The sequence below is a fragment of the Asticcacaulis sp. AC466 genome (assembly GCF_000495815.1).
Classification (GTDB): Bacteria; Pseudomonadota; Alphaproteobacteria; order Caulobacterales; family Caulobacteraceae; genus Asticcacaulis.
Genome location: NZ_AWGE01000001.1, coordinates 825,261 through 841,283, shown reverse-complemented (window position 1 = coordinate 841,283; position 16,023 = coordinate 825,261). Strand labels below are relative to the sequence as shown.

15 protein-coding genes and 1 riboswitch are annotated in these 16,023 nt (G+C 61.7%); of the genes, 12 read left to right on the top strand and 3 right to left on the bottom strand.

What is annotated here, in order from left to right; translation table 11 throughout:
- The first annotated feature begins 49 nt into the window (after positions 1-49).
- From hmgA to AEAC466_RS26840, 4 genes are read left to right on the top strand one after another with little or no spacing between them, the layout of a single operon-like run.
- Positions 50-1,324, top strand: a complete 1,275-nt coding sequence (hmgA, locus tag AEAC466_RS26855) for a homogentisate 1,2-dioxygenase (protein ID WP_031238214.1) — start codon at positions 50-52, stop codon at positions 1,322-1,324.
- 11 nt (positions 1,325-1,335) lie between these two features.
- Positions 1,336-2,607 (top strand): fumarylacetoacetase, encoded by a 1,272-nt coding sequence (gene fahA, locus AEAC466_RS26850; protein ID WP_155913463.1) that lies wholly within the window; start codon positions 1,336-1,338, stop codon positions 2,605-2,607.
- A 9-nt stretch (positions 2,608-2,616) separates the two neighbouring features.
- Positions 2,617-3,270 carry a maleylacetoacetate isomerase gene (gene maiA / locus AEAC466_RS26845; protein ID WP_023456832.1) on the top strand — a complete coding sequence of 218 codons (654 nt, stop codon included), beginning with the start codon at positions 2,617-2,619 and terminating at the stop codon, positions 3,268-3,270.
- Entirely contained in the window at positions 3,267-3,623 is a 357-nt protein-coding gene (locus AEAC466_RS26840; RefSeq protein ID WP_023456831.1) for a Rieske (2Fe-2S) protein, read from the top strand. Before maiA ends, AEAC466_RS26840 begins: the two co-directional genes overlap by 4 nt.
- Positions 3,624-3,629: 6 nt before the next feature.
- On the opposite strand, the gene AEAC466_RS26835 is transcribed toward AEAC466_RS26840, so the two are convergent.
- Entirely contained in the window at positions 3,630-4,499 is an 870-nt protein-coding gene (locus AEAC466_RS26835; RefSeq protein ID WP_023456830.1) for an EamA family transporter, read from the bottom strand.
- Between the two features lie 15 nt (positions 4,500-4,514).
- A riboswitch (guanidine-III (ykkC-III) riboswitch) is annotated at positions 4,515-4,586 on the bottom strand.
- A 125-nt stretch (positions 4,587-4,711) separates the two neighbouring features.
- Between AEAC466_RS26835 and AEAC466_RS26830 the strand changes: the two genes are divergently transcribed.
- From AEAC466_RS26830 to tdh, 5 genes are all read left to right on the top strand, one after another.
- Positions 4,712-5,755, top strand: a complete 1,044-nt coding sequence (locus tag AEAC466_RS26830; protein ID WP_023456829.1) for a glycosyl hydrolase family 18 protein — start codon at positions 4,712-4,714, stop codon at positions 5,753-5,755.
- A 370-nt stretch (positions 5,756-6,125) separates the two neighbouring features.
- Positions 6,126-6,878 carry a 1,2-phenylacetyl-CoA epoxidase subunit PaaC gene (paaC, locus tag AEAC466_RS26825; RefSeq protein ID WP_023456828.1) on the top strand — a complete coding sequence of 251 codons (753 nt, stop codon included), beginning with the start codon at positions 6,126-6,128 and terminating at the stop codon, positions 6,876-6,878.
- 46 nt (positions 6,879-6,924) lie between these two features.
- Complete coding sequence (locus AEAC466_RS26820) at positions 6,925-7,497, top strand: XRE family transcriptional regulator (RefSeq protein WP_023456827.1); 573 nt, start codon at positions 6,925-6,927, stop codon at positions 7,495-7,497.
- Positions 7,498-7,605: 108 nt separating this feature from the next.
- Positions 7,606-8,796: a glycine C-acetyltransferase gene (gene kbl, locus AEAC466_RS26815; RefSeq protein WP_031238213.1), complete on the top strand. Its 1,191-nt coding sequence runs from the start codon at positions 7,606-7,608 to the stop codon at positions 8,794-8,796.
- Between the two features lie 68 nt (positions 8,797-8,864).
- Positions 8,865-9,947, top strand: coding sequence for an L-threonine 3-dehydrogenase (gene tdh, locus AEAC466_RS26810; RefSeq protein ID WP_023456825.1), 1,083 nt, complete (start codon positions 8,865-8,867; stop codon positions 9,945-9,947).
- A gap of 38 nt (positions 9,948-9,985) precedes the next feature.
- On the opposite strand, the gene AEAC466_RS26805 is transcribed toward tdh, so the two are convergent.
- Both AEAC466_RS26805 and AEAC466_RS26800 read right to left on the bottom strand, forming a co-directional pair.
- Positions 9,986-10,906: an ornithine cyclodeaminase family protein gene (locus AEAC466_RS26805; protein ID WP_023456824.1), complete on the bottom strand. Its 921-nt coding sequence runs from the start codon at positions 10,904-10,906 to the stop codon at positions 9,986-9,988.
- Positions 10,907-10,929: 23 nt separating this feature from the next.
- Entirely contained in the window at positions 10,930-11,838 is a 909-nt protein-coding gene (locus AEAC466_RS26800; protein WP_023456823.1) for a LysR family transcriptional regulator, read from the bottom strand.
- Between the two features lie 191 nt (positions 11,839-12,029).
- Between AEAC466_RS26800 and AEAC466_RS26795 the strand changes: the two genes are divergently transcribed.
- Genes AEAC466_RS26795 through AEAC466_RS26785 form a run of 3 tightly spaced genes read left to right on the top strand, consistent with a single transcriptional unit; the run spans position 12,030 to position 16,023 of the window.
- Positions 12,030-13,313 (top strand): NAD(P)/FAD-dependent oxidoreductase, encoded by a 1,284-nt coding sequence (locus tag AEAC466_RS26795; RefSeq protein ID WP_023456822.1) that lies wholly within the window; start codon positions 12,030-12,032, stop codon positions 13,311-13,313.
- Between the two features lie 12 nt (positions 13,314-13,325).
- Positions 13,326-14,861 (top strand): L-piperidine-6-carboxylate dehydrogenase, encoded by a 1,536-nt coding sequence (gene amaB, locus AEAC466_RS26790; RefSeq protein WP_023456821.1) that lies wholly within the window; start codon positions 13,326-13,328, stop codon positions 14,859-14,861.
- Positions 14,854-16,023, top strand: a complete 1,170-nt coding sequence (locus tag AEAC466_RS26785) for an acyl-CoA dehydrogenase (protein WP_023456820.1) — start codon at positions 14,854-14,856, stop codon at positions 16,021-16,023. Before amaB ends, AEAC466_RS26785 begins: the two co-directional genes overlap by 8 nt.

Below are 16,023 nucleotides of genomic sequence, written 5' to 3'. Positions count from 1 at the left end.
GTAGCCGCACGCCTGACTTCCTATAAGGACAAGAACGGGAGGTTCGCAGATGTCAGAGTACATGACCGGTTTCGGCAACCACTTTTCGACCGAGGCCGTGCCCGGAGCCTTGCCCATCGGCCAGAACTCGCCGCAAAAGGTGCCGTTCGGCCTCTATGCCGAACAGCTTTCGGGGTCTGCCTTTACAGCCCCGCGTCATGAAAACCGGCGCACCTGGCTTTACCGCCTGCGCCCATCCGCCAGTCACGCGCCGTTCACCCCGTACCGCGACGCCACAGCGCGGGGCGAACCCACGCCCAACCGCTTACGCTGGTCACCGGTCGTGCCTCCCACAGCACCTGCCGATTTCGTGGACGGCCTTATGCCGTATGCCGGCAACGGAGATCCGGCCGCGCAAGCGGGCATCAGCATCTACCTTTACGCCGCCAACCGGTCCATGCACGGCCGGGTTTTCTTTAATGCCGACGGCGAACTGCTGATCGTCCCGCAATCGGGGCGGCTGGTCATCTTTACCGAAATGGGCGTTCTGAAGCTCGAGCCATTGCAGATCGCCGTCATTCCGCGCGGTGTGAAATTTCGCGTCACCCTGCCGGAAGGCCATGCCACCGGCTATGTCTGCGAAAACTATGGCAAGCCGTTCCGCCTACCGGACCTGGGCCCCATCGGTGCCAACGGCCTGGCCAACCCTCGCGACTTCGAAAGCCCCGTTGCCGCCTTCGAAGACATCGATGCGCCTTGCGAACTTCTACAAAAATTCTGCGGCAGACTATGGACAACCGCCATCGATCATTCGCCGCTGGACGTGGTCGCCTGGCATGGCAATCTGGCGCCGTACCGCTACGACCTGCGCCGTTTCAACACCCTCAATACGGTCAGCTTCGATCATCCCGACCCGTCGATCTTCACCGTCCTCACATCGCCATCGGAGTGTCCAGGCACCGCCAACTGCGATTTTGTTATCTTTCCGCCGCGCTGGATGGTGGCCGAACATACGTTCAGACCTCCATGGTTCCATAGGAATATCATGAGCGAATTCATGGGCTTGATAACTGGCACTTATGATGCAAAGGCAGGTGGCTTCGCACCGGGCGGCGCCAGTTTACACAACTGTATGAACGGCCATGGCCCCGACCGCGCCAGCTATGAAACAGCTATCGCCGCCGATCTGGCGCCGCATAAGATAGACGGCACCATGGCCTTCATGTTCGAAAGCCAACTGCCTTTGGTTCCGAGCGCGGCGGCCCTCGCCTCGCCGCTGTTGCAAGCCGACTACGACCAGTGCTGGGACGATTTCAAGAAGGCCGAATTACCCGAATGCCCATGACACGAATGCCCATGACCGCCATCGACAATACGCACGATCCGAAACAAACCTCATGGGTAAGCAGTGCCAACGGCCACGCCGACTTTCCCATCCAAAATCTACCCTATGGATTGGTCAGCCCGCCGAATGAGGCGCCACGCGCCGCCGTTGCCATTGGGGAATCAATCATTGATCTTCAGGCGCTCGTCGCCGCCGGGCTGATGCATGACCCCATTACACTCGATGCCATTCTGGCCACACCCGCCTTGCGCAAATCGGTCCGCACCCAGATGTCGCGCCTGCTCAGCGATGAGCGCTACATCGACACGGCACAACCCTATCTGCATGCCGCCAGCGACTGCACCGTGCACCTGCCGACACGGATCGGCGACTACACCGATTTCTACGCCGGGATTCATCACGCGGTCAGCGTCGGCAAGCTGTTTCGGCCGGACAATCCCCTGCTGCCCAACTACAAACACGTCCCCATCGGTTATCATGGCCGCGCCTCGTCTATCCGGCCGTCAGGTGAACCGGTTGTCCGCCCGAAGGGGCAGACCCGCGCGCCGGATGCCGAATCGCCCGTATTCGGCCCCAGCAAGCGTCTGGATTTCGAACTCGAACTGGGCGTCTGGGTCGGGCCGGGGAATGCGCTGGGCACCCCCATCGACATTGCCGACGCCGCAACACACATCGCGGGCTTCTGCCTGCTCAACGACTGGTCGGCACGCGATTTCCAGGCGTGGGAATATCAGCCGCTGGGGCCATTCCTGGCCAAGAACTTCATGACCACTATCTCACCGTGGATTGTCACGCCCGAAGCCCTGGCCCCCTTCCGTCTGGCCCAGCCCGCCCGGCCGGACGGCGACCCGCGTCCCCTGCCTTACCTGTGGGGCGATGCCGACCAGGCCAGCGGCGCGTTGAACCTGAAACTCGAAGTCACCCTGCGCACCCAGGAAATGCGTGCCCAGAACCTTCCGGCCTATGCTCTGAGCCACAGCGAGGCGCGGCACATGTACTGGACCGTGGCGCAACTGCTCACGCACCACGCCTCGAACGGCTGTAACCTGCAACCGGGCGATCTTCTCGGCACCGGCACCATTTCCGGCCCGACGCCGGACAGCGCGGGCAGCCTGCTCGAAATCTCCGAAGGCGGTAAAAAGCCCGTGACTTTACCGTCAAATGAGACGCGAACCTTTCTTGAGGACGGCGATGAGCTTATCTTGCGGGCAAACGCCGAAGCGGACGGCTTTGCTTCGCTCGGTTTCGGCGATTGCCGCGGGGTCATTTTACCCGCGAGATAAGGACTGGAAATGCTCAAGCTGCATGACTACTGGCGCTCCAGCGCCGCCTACCGTGTTCGGATCGCGCTCAATCTGAAAGGCCTGGACTACACGGCCATCGGCCATGACCTGCGAACCAATGCGCATCATGACCCAGCCTATAAGGCTTTGAACCCGCAAGGTCTCGTTCCGGCGCTCGACATCGGCGGCCAAGTCTTGACTCAGAGCTCCGCCATTATCGAATGGCTGGAAGACACCTGTCCGCAGCCCCCCCTTCTGCCGCAGGCGGCGGCCGACCGTGCAGTCGTCAGGTCCATGGCGGCGCTGGTCGCGTGCGACATCCACCCGCTCAACAATCTGCGCGTGCTGCGCGAACTGAAATCAGAACTGGGCGCGGACGACACGCGCACCAAGATATGGGCGACCGGGTGGATTGCCGAAGGCTTTACCGCTCTGGAAAGCCTGATTGCCCACCACGGCCGTGGCTACTGCTTTGGCGACGTGCCGACCCTGGCCGACTGCTTCCTGGTGCCGCAGGTTTTTTCGGCCCAGCGCTTCAATGTCAGCCTCGATCCCTACCCCCACATCCGCGCCGTTAACGAACGGTGCGATGAGCACACGGCCTTCGTGCGCGCCCATCCGCGCCATCAGCCCGACGCCGATACGGTGGATTCCAATCGGTGACGACACGCGTCTACGCCACGCCCGCCGGGGTCAAACTCGGGGCAAAGGATCTGATCAGTCCGGACACCGCACGCAATTTCGTCCTGCAAATCGGTGAGGCCTTTTTCCATGGCTTTGTAGTGCGCAAGGCGGACGCCTATTACGGCTATGTCGATCGCTGCCCACACGCCGGCCTGCCCTTGGCGCAGGAACTTGACAATTACCTGACACCACGCGCCGACCTGATTTCGTGCAGCTGGCACGGCGCCCTGTTTCAGATTTCATCGGGGCTATGCGTCGGCGGCCCCTGCGCCGGCCAGTCCCTGACGCCCTGGCCCGTCCGCATAGAGGATGGATTTATAGTAACGGCGTGATCGAAATCAGACCGGTTCCGCCGGCGGCCGCTTCGACGTCAGGCTCGACCCCGCCGATGCGATTATAATCAGGGCGACGGCCAGCCATTGCAGGGGCGTCAGCAATTCGTGAAGGATGACCAGCCCAAGCACGGCGGCGACGGCGGGTTCCAGGCTCATCATCAGTCCGAAGGTTTTGGCTGGCATGGCTTTGAGCGCGATCATCTCCAGACTGTACGGAATCGCGCTGGCCAGGATGCCTATGCCAATACCGTAGGGCAAAAGGCTCCACGACCACAAGGACGCGCCGGCGGCGACAACCCCGACCGGGACGGTGAACAGCATGGAAAACGCCATGCCAAGCGCCACGGCCTTGCCACCATGTACGCGATCGCCGACCTTCTGGCCGACAATGATATAGGCGGCCCAGCACACCCCCGCGACCAGAGCCAAGGCGACACCAAGCGGATCGAGCGCACCGGCGCCCTGCGTCCAGGGCAGAAGGATCAAAAGGCCGGCAACGGCACAACCGACCCAGATGAAATCGCTCCATTTGCGCGACCCGAAAATCGCCACCGCCAGAGGACCTGAAAACTCGAGCGCCACGGCGATGCCAAGCGGGATACGCGCCAGAGACATATAGAAGACGAGGTTCATGATGCCGAGAATGGCGCCGTAAAGCCCCAGGACGGGCCAGTGCCTGCGTTCAGGACCGCCCTGCCACGGACGGAAGACAATCAACAACGCAGCGGTGGCGAAGAACTGACGCACAGCCGTCGTACCGGCGGCCCCGATCACGGGAAACAGGTGCTTGCCCAGGGTCGCCCCCAGTTGCACCGAAACGATGGAGATCAAGATGGCGACAATCGCCCAAAGTTTGGTATTGGTTTTGGACATGATACGACTCCGGTAGTGGCGTCGTCTTGTCTTGACCGGGTACGGCGCACCTCGTCCGGAGAATATCTAGTCACGTCATACCGCGTCCCGCCCGGTTTCTCAATGAGAGGCAATCGTGGTAGAAAAATAAAATTGGTCTTGTTGATTATGACCAATAACAATGCCACTTTCGATAAAACCATAGAGTGGATAAAACCAGAGGGAACGTCGCCATGAAATATCTGATTGCCGCCGCCTTGTGCCTGTCGGCCCTTCTGGCCCTACCGGTGGCCGCCAAACCGGTGCCGAAGCCAGTCGTGATCGGCTATCTGCCCGCCTTCAAGGGGCCCATGCTGCCGCACATGGACACCATCGATTTAAGCAAGGTCACCCATATCAACCTCTCCTTCGTGAATCCCGACGCGCAGGGGCGGATCGTCACCGACGCCCAGATGGCATGCATGGATACACATGGCCACGGTCCGACCCCTCTGGCCGATGTCAAGGCCGTGATCGCCCGCGCCCATGCATCCGGCGTAAAAGTACTCGTCTCCCTCGGAGGCGGTATCATTCCGGCCTGTTCGGGTGACTGGCCTACCCTTCTCAAGACCGAAAACCGCGCGGCTCTGGTGCAAAACCTGCTGGCATTCGTGGACGAAACCGGACTGGACGGGCTGGACGTCGATCTGGAGTGGCAGGTGTTGACGACCATCGACAAGGCTGGCGAATACACCCCCTTTATCCGCGAGCTTAGCGCGGGCTTGAAGGCGCGCCATAAACTTCTGACCTGCGCCACCGCTTCGGCTGAGGGCGGCATGGTCCCCGTCGAAAGTGTCCCATATTTCGACTATGTGAACATCATGTCCTATGACGGCGTAGGCCCGAGCTGGGGTACGGCTGGGCAAGAGCATTCCAGCCTGGCCATGGCCAGGCGCGATATCGCCGTCTGGCAGGCGCGCGGCGTCACCAAGGCGCAACTGGTCCTGGGTGTCCCCTTCTACGGTCACGCCTTCGGCACCTATGCCAACGGAATGCTTGACTACAAGGGCCTGCTGGCGACCTACGGCGATACGGTTGCCGCCAATGACATCATCGGAAAGCCGTGCAGCGGCTGCGACTACGTCACCTACAATGGCCGCCCCACCATCCGCGCCAAGGCCGAACTGGCGCGTCAGGTCGGCGCCGGTGTCATGATCTGGGAACTGACCGGCGATCAACCCGGCCCGAATAGCCTGCTTGACGCGCTATACGACTCTTTGAATCCGGCTGCACAATAGCGCAGCATAATTTCTATTGATTGCGCTAAAGCGTGGGAAATTTTGCGAAATTTCAGGCAAATTTCCAAATTTGACAGAAATGTCAATTTTTGAAATTGACCCTAGGTCCGGAATTTTGTAGCGTCTTTTCAACGATAAGAGAAAACGCCACAAGACCGCACAGATGCACGTATCGCCGCTTACTCACGCCAACCGGATCACTACTCCGGATCAGCTCACCGCTCCGGCGATCCGTCAATCTGTGCACCTATCGTCCCGCCCACGACTCAGAATGCTGCAGCCGAAAGGTATGCAGCATTTTTTGTATCAAGGCGTCGCGCCCGCTCCTACCGTTGATAACGATAAGCAATAGTACAGGCAGGAACCTCCTATGCGAGATCCGATTTTCGACTACATTCTCCGTCTGGGCGATGATGCCCTTGTCCTGGGCCAGCGCCTGAGCGCCTGGTGCGGCCACGCCCCCAGTCTGGAGGTCGATCTCGGCCTCTCCAGCCTGGCGCTCGACCTGGTCGGCCAGGCGACGTTCTGGCTGGAACTAGCGGCGCAGAATGACCCCAAGGGCCGCGATGCCGACACCCTGGCCTTTCATCGCGACGCCCATGACTTTCACAACTGCCTTCTGGTCGAACAGAACAACGGCGATTTCGCCCAGACCCTGGCGCGCCAATTCCTGTTTTCCAACTACCAGCTTTTGTTCCTGGAAGCCCTGAGCACCTCTGCGCACAAAGGCTTGGCGGACATTGCCGAAAAGAGCGTTCGCGACGTCACCCACCACGTCGCCTTTACGCGCGACTGGATGATTCGCTTAGGCGACGGCGCCTGCCTCAGCCACCAACGCCTGGTCAAAAGCCTGGACTATATGTACCATTTCGTCGATGAGCTGTTCCTGATGGATGAGGTCGATGAGACCTTGCTGCCCAAGGGCATTTCCATCAGCAAAGCAGCTTTGCGGCCTGAATTCGACGCCCGCATCGCCGCTGTCCTGCACGAAGCGGGACTGACCCCGCCCAAAACTAACCGCTCGGTCATATTGGGTCGCAAGGGCCATGACAGCGAACATGTCGCGCACCTGCTTCACGACATGCAAATTCCGCCGCACGACGGCCGCGAGACGCACTGGTAAGCAGATCGGTTTGCGCTTAAATCCGTTTGCGCTTAAACAGGGGCGCATGACGGACAAACTCAAAAAGCCACCGGAAATAGGCTCCCGCCTCCAGGCCCTGCGCAAGCAGCAGGGCCTGTCCCTCGACGACATGGCCGTACGCAGCAAGATTTCGCGCTCGATGCTGAGCCAGGTCGAACGGGGCCTGGCGAACCCGACCTTTGCGACCCTGTGGGCGCTGACCCAGGCGCTTGGGATCGATATCGCCACCCTGATCGGCGAAGCGGCCGACGAAAGCGAACAGGCCATCGAGTTGGTCGAAGCGCATAACATTCCCCGCATCCATTCAGCCGACGGTCACTGCCTGCTGCAAATCCTCAGCCCGCCCGAAACCACCGGGGACGTCGAATGGTATCGCCTCGAAATCGAGCCGGGCGCGTCCCTGACTTCGCAACCGCACGCTGCCGGCGCGCGCGAACACCTGACTCTTCTGGCCGGAGAAGCCCTGGTGATTTCGTCCGAAGCGCAGCAGAAGGCGGCGGCGGGCAGCACATTGCGATATCGCGCCGACGTGCCGCACAGCATCAGCAATACCGGCACGGGTAAGCTGGAAGCGCTCCTGGTCGTCATTCCCGGATAGCGCAATTCCATCATACCGAACTTTATTTCGATATGATGGAATTTAAATTGCAGCCCCAACCATCATATTGTACATTGCGTCAATATAATGGAATTTGGAGCCTCCTGCATGCGTGCCGCCTTTTATGATCGCGTCGAAGCCACCCTTACTGATATCGACGCACGCGGCCTGAAAAAGCCGGAGCACGTTATTTCTTCACCGCAACGTCCCGCCCTGCGTTTGAATGACGGCAGCGAGGTCATAAACTTCTGCGCCAATAATTACCTTGGCCTGGCCGATCATCCCGAAGTTATCGAAGCCGGCCGCGACGCCCTGCTCAAATATGGCTCCGGCATGGCCAGCGTCCGCTTCATCTGCGGCACGCAGGACCTGCATAAGACGCTGGAAGCCAAGATCGCCGCCTATGTCGGCATGGAGGACGCCATATTGTTCGCCGCCTGTTTCGATGCGAATGGCGGCGTGTTCGAGCCCCTGCTGACCGACGAAGACGCCATCGTGTCTGACAGCCTCAATCACGCGTCAATCATTGACGGCGTGCGCCTGTGCAAGGCGAAGAAGTACCGCTTCAAGAATGCCGATCTGGCCGATCTGGAAACCCAGCTCAAGGCCGCGCGCGACAATGGCGCCCGCACCATACTCATCGCCACGGACGGCGTCTTCTCGATGGACGGCTATTATGCGCCGCTCGAAGGTATTGCCCGTCTGGCCGAACACTATGACGCCCTGGTCATGGTCGACGACTGCCACGCCACCGGCTTCACCGGGCCGAAGGGCGCCGGCACACCCGCCCGCGCCGGCGTCAAGGTCGACATCCTGACCGGCACCTTCGGCAAGGCCCTGGGCGGCGCGATGGGCGGCTATATCGCCGCGAAAAAGCCGGTCATCGACCTGCTGCGTCAGCGCGCCCGCCCCTACCTCTTCTCCAACGCTTTGGCCCCGGCGATCACGGCGTCAAGCCTCAAGGCCATCGAGCTGGCCGAAGCCGGCGATGATTTGCGCGACCGTATCCAGCAAAATGCTGAACGGTTCCGCGCCGGTCTGACCGCCGCCGGTTTCGACCTTCTGCCCGGCTCGCACCCGATCATACCCGTCATGCTGTACGACGCGAAACGGGCGCAGCAAATGGCCGCGAAGCTGCTCGACGAAGGCATCTACGTCATCGGCTTCTCCTTCCCCGTCGTGCCGGACGGTCAGGCGCGTATCCGGACGCAGATTTCCGCCGCCCACACCTTTGACCAGATCGATACCGCCATCGCCGCCTTTACCAAGATCGGGCGCGAACTCGGCATTATCGGCTAGTCAAAAATCAGAATTTTGTGTCTGCGCGCTTTTTGCGAAAGGTGCGTCACTTTCGGAAAGTGCCTTCTATGGACGATCTGCGCCCCCTCACCACCGCCCGCACCCTGCCCACCACCATGACCGCCCTGGCCAAGCTGAAAGCCGAACCCGGCATCTGGCAAACCACGGCGCCCGTGCCCGACTGCGGCCCGGACGACGTGCTGGTCCGTATCACCCACACCGCCATCTGCGGAACGGATATTCACATCTATAACTGGGACCAGTGGGCGCAAAAGACCATTCCGGTGCCGATGGTCGTGGGCCACGAATTCGCCGGTGAGATCGTCGCCATTGGCGCACGCGTCACGCGTCCGCTCAAGATCGGCCAGCGGGTCTCCGGCGAAGGTCACGTCATCAACATGGATAGCGACGCCGCCCGCATGGGCCGCTTCCACCTCGATCCGGATACCCAGGGCATAGGCGTCAACCGCCCCGGCGCCTTCGCGCAATATCTCGTCCTGCCCGCCTTTAACGTCGTTCCACTGCCCGACCGTGTATCGAACGAACTGGGCGCCGTGCTCGACCCCTTCGGCAATGCCGTCCATACGGTGCAACAGACCGATATGGTCGGCGCCAATGTTCTGGTGACCGGTGCGGGCCCCATCGGCATCATGGCCGCGGCCGTGGCCAAATTCGTCGGCGCACGCAGCGTAACCCTCACCGACATCAATCCCTACCGCCTCAGTCTGGCGGCGACGGTGGCCGATATGCGCACGGTCGATGTCACCCGCGAAGACCTGAACGACGTCCGCCATGAACTGGGCATCGCCAACGGCTATGACGTCTGCATGGAAATGAGCGGGGCCAAGCCCGCCATCCCTCAGGCCATCGAACATCTGCGCATGGGCGGGGCCCTGACCTTGCTGGGGATTCCGGCCAGTGAAAGCACGGTCAACTGGAACGACATCATCATGAAGGCCCTGACCGTCCGCGGCGTCTACGGCCGCGAAATGTTCGAAACCTGGCGCAAGATGCTGGGCCTGATCGAAGCCGGCTTCCCGCTGGAACGCATCATCACCCATCGCCTGCCGGTGGGTGAGTTCCAGCAGGGCTTCGACATCATGCGCGCCGGTCAGTCCGGCAAGATCGTCCTGGACTGGCAAGGGATATAGAGCGCTGCCCGAAAGGCGCCCTACTCTAACCCAAGGCCTCAACCCACGGCCAGCGTGGCCGCCGCCAGATCCTGCGCCGCGTCGCCGACGCTCTTGAACACCGTCACGATCTCATCGCGTCCAGCGACGGTCGCGACCCGGCACAGGTCCGCCAATGTGCCACGAATGGCTTCGTGATGCAGCAAACCGGCGGCGATCGGTTGCGTCAGGTCCCCGGCCTCGCTCATGGCGGCATAGCTGTCGACCCAGACCTGCCCTTCCGTCATCAGAAGGTCGTCGCCTTCGCGCATGTCTTTGAGATACCCCCCGATCAGGGCCACGTGCTGACCGGCACGAACCCATTCCCCTTTGATCAACGGTTCCTTCGACAAGGTGGCGCACGCGATGATGTCCGCCTTGGCCGTACTGGCTTGCAGGTCTTGCGACGCATGGGCGTTGAAGCCATTGTCGCGCAGGTGATGGGCCAGCTTTTCCGCATTGGCGGGCGTCTGGCTATGGACCTCGACCGAGCGGATATCGCGCACGGCCCGGTAGGCGAAGGCCAGCTCCGAGGCGATGCGGCCCGATCCGACCAGCAGCAAGTCATGCGCCTGCGCGGACGCCAGCCGGTCCGCCGCGATGGCCGCGACCGCTGCCGTGCGCCGCGCCGTCAGCTCACCCCCGTCGAGCAGGGCCAGATGTTCGCCGGTAATCGCGTCGAACAACAAATAGCTGGCCGTCACGGCGGGCAAGCCCCGTTTCAGATTGCCAGGGGTGACATTGACCAGTTTGACGCCGCCCATCCCTTCGGCCCAGGCCGGCATCAGAAGCAGGGTCGCGTCCGGCTCGCCCTGATTGCGCAAGGTATGGACGTGACGCTGCGGGCTTTCGGTTTCAACCTGGAGCAATTTCGGCAATTGCCGCGTCAGCACATCGTAGGACAGGCGTTCGATCAGATCATGGGCGGTCAGGTTCAGCACGGCGGCCTCCTTATGAGTATGGGCTAGTTATGAATATTGGTGTCTGCAGAAATTTCAGCGTCTATCCAGTCGCGGAACGCTGTCAGAGGGGGATGATCGGCCCGGTCTTCCGGCCAGGCCAGGTAATAGGCTTCGGCGGTCTGCATCGGCAGGTCGAGTGCGCGGACAAGTTGACCGGTGCGCAGCTCTTCCTCGATCAGGAAAGCCGGCAAGAGGGCGACGCCCAGCCCGGCCCGCGCCACCTGGGCCAGGGTGGAAAACTGGTCGAACAGCATGCCTTGGACCTGCTCCGCCGGGGCGTTGTGCAACCGCAGCCAACGCTCCCACGCGTCGGGGCGCGTGGTGATGTGCAATAGCGGCGCCTTACGCAGATCGGCCGGCGCCTCGAAACGATAGCGTTCCAATAGCGCCGGGCTACATGCCGGCACGACATATTCGTCACGCAGCCTATGGGTCTGCGCGCCCGGCCAATCGCCCGTGCCGTGATAGATGGCGGCGTCCATGGCTTCCAGCCGGAAATCGAACGCCGTCAGCCGCGTCACCAGATTAAGCGTGGTGCCGGGATGCTGCGCCAGAAACGATGGCAGGCGCGGCGCCAGCCAGCGCGCGCCAAAGGTCGGCAGAACGGCCAGGTTCAGCGTACCGCCGAACGGGTTGGCCCGCAGGTTCAGAGAGGCGGTGCTGATCTTCTTGAGCGCGTCACGCACCTCCCGCGCATAGGCTTCACCTCCCGGCGTCAGGCGGATGGTCTGGCGTTCGCGGTAGAACAACTCGACTTCCAGCAAATCTTCCAAAGCTTTTATCTGGCGGCTGACCGCGCTTTGCGTCAGGTTTAGTTCCCGCGCCGCGGTCGTGATGCTGCTCATGCGCGCGGCGGCCTCAAAGGCCTGCAAATGCGCAATCGGCGGAAGGAAACGGCGGGGCGTCAACATCCTGAGCACTTTCCCATAACATCTAACGAGCTTTTCGGATGAAAAAACGCGCCGGGGCAAAAATCCACACCATTATCCGCATTCGAAGCACTTAAGTCATTCCATTTGAGAATGATGTATTACCGAAATGGCAATGGATATGGGTCATATTAGCGCGTATAAGGGATAAGTCCATACAGATACGGAATGACATGCAGAACGATACCAAGACACACGGCCTTTGGGAAACCACTGCGCCCGCCGCACCCGCCACCAAGGGGTTGACCGGCGATGTGCGCACGCAGGTCTGTATCGTTGGCGGCGGCTATACCGGCAATTCCGCCGCGCTGCATCTGGCGAAAAAAGGCATCGAATCGGTCGTTCTGGAAGCCAGGGAGATTGGTTTCGGCGGCGCCGGGCGCAATGTCGGCCTGGTCAATGCCGGCATGTGGGTCATGCCCGACGAACTGCCCAACGTGCTGGGTGAGGTTCATGGCGCTCGCCTGCTGAAACTGCTCGGTGACGCACCGGCCGCCGTGTTCGAGATTGTCGAGGCCTATCGCATTGATTGCCAATTGCAAAAGCACGGCACCCTGCATTGCGCCGTCGGTCAGGCGGGGCTTGACGAATTGCGCCAGCGCGAAACGCAGTGGCAGGCGAGGGGCGCCCCCGTTCGCCTGCTGTCCGCCGAAGAGACGGCGCGCCGCGTCGGCAGCCACGCCTATACAGGATCGCTCCTTGACCTGCGCGCCGGCACCATTCAGCCGCTGGCCTATGTGCGTGGCCTGGCGGGGGCGGCACTTAAGGAAGGGGCCGCGATCTATACCGGGTCTCCGGCCCTGGAAGTCGTGGCCGACGGCGCCCGCTGGCGCGTCCGCACGCCCGGCGGTTCCGTCACCGCCGACTGGGTGATCATGGCCACCGACGCCTATACGCAAGGTCCATGGGAAATCATCCGCCGCGAACAGGTGCACCTGCCCTATTTCAACCTGGCCACCGAGCCCTTGCCCGATCCTATTCGTGCCACACTCCTTCCTGGCAACGAAGGGGTATGGGACACCAAAGAGGTCCTGTCCTCCTTCCGTATGGATAATCGCGGCCGGCTGATCTTCGGCAGCGTCGGCGCGTTGCGTGGCGCGGGCGAAGTCATCCACCGCAGCTGGGCCCTACGCGCCCTGCACAAGATATTCCCTCAGATCGGCAAGGTCCGGTTCGAAGCCGAATGGTATGGCCAGATTGGCATGACCGACGACAACCTGCCGCGTTTCCACGCTTTCGCGCCCAATGTCATCGGCATCAGCGGCTATAATGGCCGCGGAATCGCCCCCGGCACGGTCATGGGCCGCACCCTGGCCGAACGGATCGCGGGCGATCTGAGCGACGATGACCTGCCGCTACCCATTACCACGCCCGCAGACGCAAAGATGCGCGCGATCAAGGAAGTTTTTTACGAGGTCGGCGCCCAGGCCGCCCATTTGACCGATTCCCGTTTTTAGAAGGTTCACACCATGATCACTGAAACCACCCGATTTTCCGCCGATGTGGCGGACCTGCTGAAAGCCCTCGGCGTCGATGCCAGGACCTATACCGGCGGCAGCCTGGCCGTCACCTCACCCGTAACCGGTGACCGGATCGCCGATGTCGTCGAAACCTCGGCTGCCGACGCCACCCGGGCCATCGACGCGGCGCACAAGGCATTTCTCGACTGGCGCATCGTGCCAGCGCCCAAGCGTGGCGAACTGGTCCGCCTGTTCGGCGAAGAACTGCGCGCACACAAGGCCGAACTGGGCAAGCTTGTCTCCATCGAAGTAGGTAAGGTGACCTCAGAAGGCCTGGGCGAAGTTCAGGAAATGATCGACATCTGCGATTTCGCCGTCGGCCTCTCGCGCCAGCTGTATGGCCTGACCATTGCCACCGAACGCAGCCACCACCGCATGATGGAAACCTGGCATCCGCTGGGCGTTGTCGGCATCATTTCCGCCTTCAACTTCCCCGTCGCCGTCTGGGCCTGGAACGCCGCCCTGGCCCTGGTCTGCGGCAACGCCATCGTCTGGAAGCCGTCGGAAAAATCACCGCTCACCGGCCTGGCGACCCACGCCCTGTTCGAGCGCGCCCTTAAGCGCTATGTCGACGAAGGCTACGATGCCCCGGCCGGTCTGTCCGCCCTGATTATCGGCGCGCGCGACATCGGTGAGGCCATGGTCGATCATGAAAAGGTGGCGCTGGTCTCGGCGACTGGCTCGACCGCCATGGGTCGCGCCGTCGGTCCCAAGCTGGCCGCCCGCTTTGCCCGCTCCATCCTCGAACTGGGCGGCAACAACGCCGCCATCATCGCTCCGACAGCCGACCTTGACCTGGCCCTGCGCGGCATCGCCTTCGCCGCCATGGGCACAGCCGGTCAGCGCTGTACGACTCTGCGACGCCTGTTCGTTCACGACAGCATCTACGACACCCTCGTCCCGCGTCTGAAGAAGGCCTATGCCTCTGTCAAGATCGGCAACCCGATGGAAGACGGCACGCTGGTCGGCCCCCTTATCGACAAGGCCGCCTTCGACGGCTTCGAAAAAGCCCTCGCCGAAGCGAAGGCCGCGGGCGGTCAGGTTGAAGGCGGCGATCGCGTCAAGATCGCCGGTGACAACAGCTATTATGTTCGTCCGGCCATCGTCGAAATGCCGCGTCACGACGGCCCGATGCTGCGCGAAACCTTTGCACCCATCCTCTATGTCGTGCGCTATTCCGACATTGCCGATGCCATAGCCATGCAAAACGCGGTCGGCGCGGGTCTGTCGTCCTCCGTCTTCACCAACGATGTGCGTGAGGCCGAGCTGTTCATGTCAGCCGCGGGTTCGGATTGCGGCATTGCCAATGTCAATATCGGCACCTCCGGCGCGGAAATCGGCGGCGCCTTCGGTGGGGAAAAGGAAACAGGCGGCGGCCGTGAATCCGGCTCCGATGCCTGGCGCGCCTATATGCGCCGCGCCACCAACACCATCAATTACGGCAGCACTCTGCCGCTGGCCCAGGGTGTGGTATTCGATGTCTGATTTTCAATGGAATGACCCCTTTCTGCTCGACGCACAACTGAGCGACGATGAGCGGATGATCCGCGATGCGGCTCACGCCTACGCCCAAGGTTCCCTTCAGCCGCGCGTGCTGAAGGCCTATGGCGAGGAATATACCGACCGCCATATCTTCAATGAGATGGGTGAACTGGGCCTGCTTGGCGTCACCCTGCCCGAAACCTATGGCGGCGCGGGCGCATCCTACGTCGCCTACGGCCTGGTGGCGCGCGAAGTCGAACGTGTCGATTCCGGTTACCGTTCGATGATGAGCGTCCAGTCGTCCCTGGTCATGTACCCCATTTACGCCTATGGCAGCGAAGCCCAGCGCCAGAAATACCTGCCGAAACTGGCCTCGGGCGAATGGGTCGGCTGCTTCGGGCTGACCGAGCCTGACGCCGGATCCGATCCCGGCGCCATGCGCGCCAAAGCCGAAAAGATCGATGGCGGCTACCGGCTGACCGGCACCAAGATGTGGATTTCCAATTCCCCCATCGCCGATGTCTTTGTGGTGTGGGCCAAGCTCGACGACGTCATTCGCGGATTCGTCCTTGAGAAAGGTATGAAGGGCCTGAGCGCCCCAAAAATTCACGGCAAACTGTCCTTACGCGCCTCGATCACCGGTGAGATCGTCATGGAGGGCGTCGAGGTCGGCGAAGACGCGCTTCTGCCCAATATCAGCGGCCTGAAAGGCCCGTTCGGCTGCCTCAACCGCGCCCGCTACGGCATTGCCTGGGGCGTCATGGGCGCGGCCGAAGACTGCTGGCACCGCGCACGCCAATATGGCCTGGACCGCAAGCAGTTCGGCAAGCCTTTGGCCCAGATGCAGTTGTTCCAGAAGAAGCTGGCCGACATGCAGACCGAAATCACCCTGGGGCTCCAGGCAGCCTTGCGCGTCGGGCAATTGTTCGACGCCGGCCAGATGGCGCCGGAGATGATCTCGCTGATCAAGCGCAACAATTGCGGCAAGGCGCTCGATGTCGCCCGCCAGGCGCGGGACATGCACGGCGGCAATGGTATCCATGAGGAATTCCACGTCATGCGCCATGCCCAGAACCTCGAAACCGTCAATACCTATGAAGGCACGCACGATGTCCATGCCCTCATCCTGGGACGGGCGCAAACCGGATTGCAGGCGTTTTTCTAA

Excerpts from the sequence above, each read along its gene's own strand:
- AEAC466_RS26835 (WP_023456830.1), bottom strand. The coding sequence starts at position 4,499 with ATGTCCAAAACCAATACCAAACTTTGGGCGATTGTCGCCATCTTGATC.
- AEAC466_RS26820 (WP_023456827.1), top strand. The coding sequence starts at position 6,925 with ATGACGGACAAACTCAAAAAGCCACCGGAAATAGGCTCCCGCCTCCAG.
- fahA (WP_155913463.1), top strand. The coding sequence starts at position 1,336 with ATGACCGCCATCGACAATACGCACGATCCGAAACAAACCTCATGGGTA.
- paaC (WP_023456828.1), top strand. The coding sequence starts at position 6,126 with ATGCGAGATCCGATTTTCGACTACATTCTCCGTCTGGGCGATGATGCC.
- AEAC466_RS26795 (WP_023456822.1), top strand. The coding sequence starts at position 12,030 with ATGCAGAACGATACCAAGACACACGGCCTTTGGGAAACCACTGCGCCC.
- AEAC466_RS26800 (WP_023456823.1), bottom strand. The coding sequence starts at position 11,838 with ATGTTGACGCCCCGCCGTTTCCTTCCGCCGATTGCGCATTTGCAGGCC.
- kbl (WP_031238213.1), top strand. The coding sequence starts at position 7,606 with ATGCGTGCCGCCTTTTATGATCGCGTCGAAGCCACCCTTACTGATATC.
- maiA (WP_023456832.1), top strand. The coding sequence starts at position 2,617 with ATGCTCAAGCTGCATGACTACTGGCGCTCCAGCGCCGCCTACCGTGTT.
- tdh (WP_023456825.1), top strand. The coding sequence starts at position 8,865 with ATGGACGATCTGCGCCCCCTCACCACCGCCCGCACCCTGCCCACCACC.
- amaB (WP_023456821.1), top strand. The coding sequence starts at position 13,326 with ATGATCACTGAAACCACCCGATTTTCCGCCGATGTGGCGGACCTGCTG.
- AEAC466_RS26785 (WP_023456820.1), top strand. The coding sequence starts at position 14,854 with ATGTCTGATTTTCAATGGAATGACCCCTTTCTGCTCGACGCACAACTG.
- AEAC466_RS26830 (WP_023456829.1), top strand. The coding sequence starts at position 4,712 with ATGAAATATCTGATTGCCGCCGCCTTGTGCCTGTCGGCCCTTCTGGCC.
- hmgA (WP_031238214.1), top strand. The coding sequence starts at position 50 with ATGTCAGAGTACATGACCGGTTTCGGCAACCACTTTTCGACCGAGGCC.